Source organism: Pricia sp. (assembly GCF_041745955.1).
In the GTDB taxonomy this organism is placed as follows: domain Bacteria; phylum Bacteroidota; class Bacteroidia; order Flavobacteriales; family Flavobacteriaceae; genus Pricia.
Genome location: NZ_JBGTHY010000153.1, coordinates 26,808 through 35,216, shown reverse-complemented (window position 1 = coordinate 35,216; position 8,409 = coordinate 26,808). Strand labels below are relative to the sequence as shown.

Sequence of the window (8,409 nt, the reverse complement as noted above, 5' to 3'; positions counted from 1 at the left end):
GGCAAAATTTCTTCAGGACGAAGACGAGTACATCGTCGCCGAAACCGCACGTGCCATAAACGACGATTGGTCCATCGAAAAGGCCCTTCCGGAATTGGCCGATGTGCTGACCGTAGAAAAATTCACTTCAGAGCCTTTGTTGCGAAGGGGTATCAACGCCGCACTGCGTGTCGGCAGCGATGATGCGTTGGAAAACCTGATTGCCTTTGCCAAAAGAAAAAGTGTCTCCGATACTTTACGTGGAGAGGCTCTGGCGGCCATTGGTACTTGGGCCGAACCTTCCGTGCTCGACCGGGTCGATGGCCGGTATCGCGGGGAGATAAAACGGGATGCCAATACGGTCAAGGAAAAAATCGAAAAGGAAATTCCTTTATTTTTGGAGGATAAAAATCCTGAAATCCTGATCGGTATTTCGAAGACCTTGGCCAACCTCGGCATCGATTCCCACAATCCTGAATTGTTCCGCATAATGCGGACGAACAAATCCTCCGAGGTACGATCGGCCGCCTTAAAGGCCTTGGGCGAATTGCAGTTCGCGGATATCGAAACCTCCATGGCATTGGGTATGCAAGATAGAGACCAACAGGTAAGGGCCACCGCTTTGGGATTGATTCCCCAAATGGATATTTCGAAGGAAAAACTTCCGGCCATCGTCAATCCGATTTTCAAAAATGGATCAGTGCGCGAGCAACAAGAGCTTTTAAGTGTTTTAGGGAAACTCCCCTTGGAAAAAAGTGGCGATGTCCTGGAAAGATTAATTGCCCAGGCGAATGCCGATCAGCTAGACGAAAGTATCGTTCTTGACTTGACCGAAGCCGTTCAAGCGACGGATTCGGAAAAGTTAATCGCCCAATTGGATGCCCCAAAAGACAGTGGAGATCCATTGGCCGCCTACGAAGAGACCCTGCAAGGGGGCAACGCCCGACAGGGGTGGCAGGTTTTCAACAACAACCCCACCGCACAATGTACGCGATGCCATGCCGTTGGCGCAGAAGGAGGCGACGTAGGCCCACACTTGGAAAATATCGGAAACACGCTTACCCGCGAACAGCTTTTGGAATCCCTTATCGAACCTAGCGCACGTTTGGCACCCGGCTACGGCAGCGTGGCCCTGACCTTAAAGGACGGTCAAAAAGTGAACGGCATCTTGGAACAGGAAACCGAAGAAGGCCTCACCCTTCGGACCAATGCCGCCGAACCTTTGGAAATTCCCGCTGCACGCATCGAAAAAAGGGAAAACATGCCATCGGCGATGCCAGCTATGGGAAAACTGATTACAAAGCGGGAATTGCGAGATCTTATCGAATATTTGGCAGGGCTTAAAGAAGAAAAAAGTTCTTGATCGTATACGACAAATCCGGTTCCGGACGCAAACCAATTCACGGCACGCTTTCCCGAGGTCAAAGGTTTCGCCGCTTGTTTCCAAATGGCCGTTCAGCTTGAGACGCTCATGTAGAGAGCGGTTAAAGCCAGCCTTGAATGGTTTGCTGCACCATACCTAAACGTATGACGAAGTTTTCAAATCAGATACGATTCAGATCACACCATTCACACCATGATTTCTTTCGACGAAGCATCCCGAAAAGTTCTGGATTATCCCTTAAACTTAGGGGATGAACGTATAACCCTACTGCAAGGTACCGGCCGTATTCTAGCCGAAGATATCGAGGCCGATCGAGACTTCCCGCCCTTCGACCGCTCGACCAAAGATGGTATTGCCATCAACTTTTCCGCCATCGAAAGGGGAATCGACCGCTTTAAAATCGAGGGAACCTTGAGTGCAGGCATGGCGCAAAAAACACTCTCCTCGGATGCCAACTGTTTTGAGATCATGACCGGGGCCGTACTTCCGAAAGCCGCCGACACTATAATCATGTACGAAGAAACGGATATCAAAAACGAATGGGTAACAATTTCCAAAACACCGAACAAAGGCCAAAACATACATTCCCAAGGCAGCGATGAAAAAGCAGGTGCCGTGCTATTGGAGAAAGGGACAATAATAACCGCCGCCGTTGTGGGTGTCCTCGCCTCGGTCGGAAAAAGTGAGGTGTTGGTCAAAAAATTGCCCAAGGTCTGTGTCATTTCCACGGGAAACGAACTCGTCGAAGTTTCCGAAACGCCCTTACCCCACCAAATCCGGAAATCCAACACCCTTTCGCTGACCGCAGCTTTAGAAAAGGCGAGCATTACCCCTGCCCGATTGCATTTGCCCGATGACCGGACGATTATCGAAAAAGAACTCCGAAAAGCCTTGGCGGAATACGATGTGCTGATGATCAGCGGTGGCGTATCCAAAGGAAAGTTCGATTTTATTCCCGACGCTTTGGAAGCTTTGGGTGTTCAAAAAGTATTTCATCGGGTGGCGCAACGGCCAGGGAAGCCTTTTTGGTTTGGCATTCAATCGGCAGAACAAAAAGTAGTATTCTCCTTTCCCGGAAATCCCGTATCCACTTTTGCGAACTATCACGTCTATTTTTTGCCGTGGCTAGCAAAAACGTTAGGAATTGACCCTAAAAAACGCAGCGTCATTTTGGACGAACCTGTTCGACCCCATCCCATTTTGACGCTTTTTCTTCAAGTGAAAACAGCGTGGTATGAAGGTCGGCTACATGCTAAATTAGTTCAAGGTAATGGGTCAGGGGATTTGGTTAGCTTGACCAAATCCGAAGGATTTATTCGTGTGCTAGCGGGAGAATCTGAAATTTCGGAAGGGAATGTATTTTGGTTTATTCCTTACGCCTAAACCGGAATCGGGAATCTATACTTAACAGGTTTTAACTTGTCAGGTCAGCCAGCCGCGGGCAAACCATTTCCCCGTATGTTTTTTTGTAGACAATTTTCCATCCTTTAGCAAATTAATAAGCGGTCTCACGGGATTTTACCATACTGTTTTAAAACCCTTGCGTCTCCTTTGGGGTTAAAAATCGGGGATATCACTCCCCTTCATACTTCCCAGAATACTTCTTCCAAAGTGCCGTCTGATGGGTTTCCAAAGAAATTTCACGGCCATCGATAAAGGCGTGGGTCAGCTGATTACTCCGCATATCAAGGGCATCACCTTCCGATATGAAAAGCGTGGCACTTTTGCCTTCGGCCAACGTACCGTAGTTTTCATCGATTCCTAGAATTTTAGCGTTGTTGCCTGTTATCAATTGTAGGGCTTTTTCTTTGCCCATTCCCTGCCCCACAAGCTGTCCGGCATAGAAAGCCAGGTTACGGGTCTGAAAGTTGGAGGCTTCCCCGTTCTGCAAGCCGACAAGTAATCCGGCATCGACTAAAAGTTTGGGCAGTTTGTAGGGCAGGTCATAATCCTCATCCTCAAAAACGGGCAGATTATGGGTAAACTGCACGAGTACGGGTACCTCGTTCTCCTTTAGAAAATTAGTGATTTTGTAAGCATGATAACCCCCTACCAACACGACGTTTTTCACTCCCGATTTTTTGGCCAGTGTTACGGCATCGATGATTTCCTTCTCGCCATCGGCATATACGAAATATTTTTGGGACCCGTCGAAAGTGCCCTGCATGGCAGCAAAGGCGGGATTCATGTCCTCTTTCGCACCGTCTCCGTACGCCCTGGCGTTCTTCAAGAAGACTTCGACCTCCGTTACCTGTTCTTGATACTTTTCGTTGGGTTGGTAGCCGCGTTCCTCGCCTTCCCACCATTTCCCCTGGCGAAAGGTGCTCGGCCATCGCAAGTGGATACCGTCGTCGACCTTTACCGCAGCATCTTCCCAATTCCACGCATCGAACTGTACGATAGAAGAAGTACCAGAAATACGGCCGCCCATGGGAGTAATCTGCCCTAGCAACACACCATTGGGACGCATGGATTCCACCACTTTCGATTCCGCATTATAGGCGATAAGACTTCGCACATGGGGAATCATTTCGCCTAGCTCGTCCTGGTCATCGGTGGCCCGTACGGCATTGATTTCAATAAGCCCCAAAGAAGTACTGGGAGCAATGAAACCAGGGTACACATGTTTGCCCTTTCCCTTTATCTGGGTACCATTTCTGGCAATTTTAGTCGTGGCGGGACCCACAAAGGTCAATTTTCCGCCCTCGAACATGATCAGGGAGTTTTCAACAACCTCACCATTGCCCAAATGGGCGGTCGCACCTTCGATGACTACCGTCTCGGATTGAGCGGGAGCCGGGGTTTGTTGGGCGATACCGGTAAACACCGGGCATATCGCCAACGCTATTAGTTGTATTGTTTTTTTCATAATCGGATATTACTTTTTACTTCATACCTACCAGCCCACTCTCACAATGCATCGCCTCCTTTTTATCCTGCTTTGGTTTTTGGGTTTCCCCACCTTCGGCTTTTTCCTTTAGCATCATATTGATAAGTTGGTTGCGCTCTTTTTTGATGGCTTCGCGCTGTTGCCTGTCCTTTTCGAGATCGAAATAAGTGGCACCATCGATGACCGTTTTTTCGGCTTTGGCGTAAACGGACAACGGATGGTCGCTCCACAATACCAGATCGGCATCCTTACCTTCTTTGATACTTCCGGTTCGATGGTCGAGATGCAGGAGTTTTGCGGGATTGATGGTGACCATTTTCCAGGCTTCCAGTTCGGTCATTCCCCCATATTTTATCGTTTTGCCCGCCTCTTGGTTCAGCCTACGGATCATCTCACCATCATCGCTGTTAATGGCCACGGTAATACCCTGATCGTGCATGATGGCGGCGTTATAGGGGATGGCGTCGTTCACCTCGTACTTATAGGCCCACCAGTCGCTGAACGTGCCCGCTCCCACGCCATGCTCAGCCATTTTGTCCGCTACTTTGTAGCCTTCGAGAATATGGGTGAACGTATTGATCCGAAACCCGAATTTCTCCGCGACCTTCATCATCATATTGATTTCGCTCTGCACATAACTATGGCAAGAGATGAACCGCTCGCCGTTTAGGATCTCGACCAAGGTCTCCATTTCCTCGTCGGTACGATACGGTTCTCCACTTTTCTTTTTGGCCCCGTACTCCTTGGCGCGCTGAAAGTAGTTCGTAAACACCTGTTCGACGCCCATACGCGTTTGTGGAAAACGGGTGTGGCTGTCCCAATTACTCTGTTTTACGTTTTCGCCGAGGGCAAACTTGATGAATTTGTGGGAGTTGTCATAGATCATGTTCTCCGCACTTTCTCCCCATTTCAATTTCAGGATAGCGGATCGCCCGCCGATGGGGTTCGCAGAACCATGTAGCAGTTGAAGGGAGGTAACCCCGCCAGCTAGGGCATAGTAGATTCCCACATCTTCGGGGTCGACCACATCGGTCATCTTCACCTCGGCGGATGAATTCTGTCCTGATTCATTAATGGCCAAGGCCGCAATATGGCTATGCTCGTCGATGATACCTGCCGTCAAATGCTTATCCGTCGCATCGATGACTTGGGCGTTTCCGCCACGGAGGTCTTTTCCGATTTTGGAGATTTTACCGTCCTTTACGAGTACGTCGGTGTTTTCTAGGATGCCTGCATCCTCACTTGTCCATACCGTGGCATTTTTAAAGAGGATGTTTTCGGGCATGGGGATGGATGAATAACCGTAACCGACATTGGGATAGGTCACCGCGACCATTTCGGGGGTATCCTTTTCTTTTTCCTTGGTGTCCTTTTCGGAAAATGGAGAAGTCTTAACCGCCCTAAAAACGGTTTCGCTACCATCGGGAAGCACGGCCTTGCCGCTTAATTCCTCCGAGGTCTGATCGATGAGTCCGGTCATGCGGTAACTTTCTTCACCATCTTTTGTGGCGAAGGAAAGGGCCATCCACCCGTTGGCATAGCTGAATTTGGACTCCAATTTGGCGGTATCCTGTTTTACCTCCACTTTGGGACTTCCGATTTTTCCTTTAACGGAAAGTTTGAAGGTCTGGCCGGATACGGACAGATCATATTCCCCACGAATATCCCTTAAGGTCAAATCGTTGACTACATTTTTAGTGCCTTGCACCCAGTTTTCGTAGAGTACCGTTTCCTTGTCAAAAACATCTCCCGAAGTCACCAAGAAGTTGGCGTAACTGCCCTTTTGCAACGAACCTAGTATGGTCGACTTCCCTAGAATCTGTGCGGGGACAGTGGTCAACGCTTCCAAGGCCTTGGTTTTGGGCAGTCCGTATGCAATGGCTTTCATTAATTTTTCCTTAAAATCGGCGGGAGTTTTCAGATCGTGCAGCGTAAAGGAAAAAGCGATTCCGTTGTCCGCCAAAATTTTCGGATTGGCCGGCCCCTGGTTCCAATGGCGCATATCCTTTAAATTCACATATCCCGAAGTATAGGGATCGGAAACATCGTAGGCCTCCGGGAAATTCAAGGGCAGAATCAATTGGGCGTTCGTCGCCTTGATATCGGCCACCCGCTCGTATTCGTCACCACCGCCTAAAATGGCGTATTGTATTCCAAAAGCGTCTCCGATCCCATCGGCCCGGATGACATTGCCCTTATCGTCTGCCTCGAATATCTGAACGAGACCCTTGTTTTTATTGAGGGCTTCAAGGGAGCGGTCCTTGGTCCCGATATTGCCTTTGGCGTACCAATCGGCATCGTAATACATTTGGCGCAATAAGGCCATGGCTCCCATCAAGGATGTGGGGTAGGATTGTTTTTTTGCGATACTTTTTGCAAAGGAAAAATACTGGGCGGATCTGTCGTCTATGATACGATCGCCATTGTTTCCAGCGCCGTTCAGGGCGACAAGCACTCCAGTTCCCCGGGCGATACCATCCTGTATGTGGGAGTTAACTACTCCAAACCCCACCTCCCTTAGGGTTTTGGCTACTTTATCATCGTATTCGAACTTGGCAATGGCATCGTTTTCGGGCATGATATGGTCGTTCCAATAAAAACCTTCCCGAGAGGCATCGAACTCCGCGGAACGCCCATCGGATTTTACTTTTTCCGGTTTTTCTACCCCGAAACCGGAGTAGACATCGATGAAGGAAGGATAGACGGATTTCCCGCTGACATCCACCACCACCGTGTTTTTCGGCAAGGTAACCGATTTGCCGACCGCGACTATCTTGCCTTTTCGAAACAGCAGCGTTCCCCCATTTACGACTTCCGTTGGAGTTACGTATATCTTGGCGTTAGTAAGCGCCGTGTAATTGTTGTTCTCGGCCTTGACGCCGTCATTTTTCGGAAAGTATTCCTGTGCAAAAGAAAAGGTAGAACCCGCCAAAAGCGCGAGCATCAACAGTTTTATTTTTCTCATTTATCGTAGTTGTTTTCGTCGGGCCTAAAAATAGGAAACTTATCATGATATCCTACCATCAGTTCCACGATCTTGCTATAGCTCTTGATGCCATCCTTCTGTTGGTTAGCTTTTAGGAAAGTGCTGAAGATGGATTTAAAAACGGGTTCGAAGGGGTTGGCGTATTTTAAGTTGAATTCGTACAATTCCCTATAATTCTCTTGGACCCCTGTATTCACCTTGGCGAATAGCTTTTCGAATTGTTGTTCGTCCGTACGGCGGACGGCGCTAAGACAATGGCTCAGGGCATAGGCCGCGGCGGAATATTGAAAATGGATATCCTCGTTTTTCATGGTGACCAGATAGCCGATAAAGTTGGTCTCGTTCTCTTTCGCATAGCCTATTTGATGTCCGATTTCATGGGCGGTGACTACCGGAAGTCGGAAGACGGGAGTCAGGCCGTTGACCTGCGCCTCATTCGTGAAAGGGTTCAGATAGCCTCCGATGCCCATATAGCTGGCCAAGGCGCCTAGGGTCGCTTTTTTAAGGCTGGGAAACGGATAGGCGAGAAAAGGGAGTTCCTTTTGTATACGGCCGTACGCTTCAACCGTTTTGTCGAAGATTGCTTCGCGATCGTAGGGCACTTCTACCATTTCGGTACTGTCCCCGGTAATTTCCAGTTGCAGCCGATTGGTCTTTAAAATCAGTTGTTCCGTCAGGTCGACGACTTCGGAAGGGGTTACGCTGTCGCGGATAGCGAATTGTTCCGCTATCGGGATTCGGTAATAATTGAGGGCCCACACCCAATTGAAGGTGAAGTAGAAAACGGAAAACACCAGTACAACGTTCCTAAGGAAAAGCCAAGGATGTTTTTTAATTCTTCGCCGGTTTTTGAATACATAGCGAACGGCCAGTATGATCAATAGCGTATAGATAGTCTCCCCTATCGAAAAGGGAATCCATCCAAAAAGAATCCTGAAAAACTCGCTAATAACCGGGTAGATGCCCTTGCTGTAATAGGATTCGACCAGATCGGGTCGATTGCCTAGCCAAAATACAATTAGCAACTGCGGTACTAGGCTAAGGGCAATGCCATTCCTTAATTTGTCCTTCACTGGGATAGTAACTTTTGTTCAGGCTTTAAAAACGGACCCGTTCGTATCAATTCTCCATTTTATGCGCCAAAATTAACCAATAATATGTGGTATCAAT

The 8,409-nt window shown here is 48.6% G+C and carries 4 protein-coding genes and 1 pseudogene; 2 read left to right on the top strand and 3 right to left on the bottom strand.

Going from position 1 to position 8,409, the window contains the following annotated elements; genetic code table 11:
* Together ACEW8S_RS05715 and ACEW8S_RS05710 are read left to right on the top strand one after the other, a co-directional pair.
* Positions 1 to 1,342 (top strand): annotated as a pseudogene (locus tag ACEW8S_RS05715) (heme-binding protein); the annotation flags it as partial.
* 213 nt (positions 1,343 to 1,555) lie between these two features.
* Positions 1,556 to 2,746 (top strand): molybdopterin molybdotransferase MoeA, encoded by a 1,191-nt coding sequence (locus ACEW8S_RS05710; RefSeq protein WP_373517218.1) that lies wholly within the window; start codon positions 1,556 to 1,558, stop codon positions 2,744 to 2,746.
* Between the two features lie 190 nt (positions 2,747 to 2,936).
* On the opposite strand, the gene ACEW8S_RS05705 is transcribed toward ACEW8S_RS05710, so the two are convergent.
* Genes ACEW8S_RS05705 through ACEW8S_RS05695 form a run of 3 tightly spaced genes read right to left on the bottom strand, consistent with a single transcriptional unit; the run spans position 2,937 to position 8,312 of the window.
* Positions 2,937 to 4,232 carry an amidohydrolase family protein gene (locus ACEW8S_RS05705; RefSeq protein WP_373517217.1) on the bottom strand — a complete coding sequence of 432 codons (1,296 nt, stop codon included), beginning with the start codon at positions 4,230 to 4,232 and terminating at the stop codon, positions 2,937 to 2,939.
* A 16-nt stretch (positions 4,233 to 4,248) separates the two neighbouring features.
* Positions 4,249 to 7,218, bottom strand: a complete 2,970-nt coding sequence (locus ACEW8S_RS05700; RefSeq protein WP_373517216.1) for an amidohydrolase family protein — start codon at positions 7,216 to 7,218, stop codon at positions 4,249 to 4,251.
* Positions 7,215 to 8,312, bottom strand: a complete 1,098-nt coding sequence (locus tag ACEW8S_RS05695; RefSeq protein WP_373517215.1) for a DUF3810 domain-containing protein — start codon at positions 8,310 to 8,312, stop codon at positions 7,215 to 7,217. The genes ACEW8S_RS05700 and ACEW8S_RS05695 overlap by 4 nt, the downstream gene beginning before the upstream one ends.
* Positions 8,313 to 8,409: the final 97 nt, after the last annotated feature.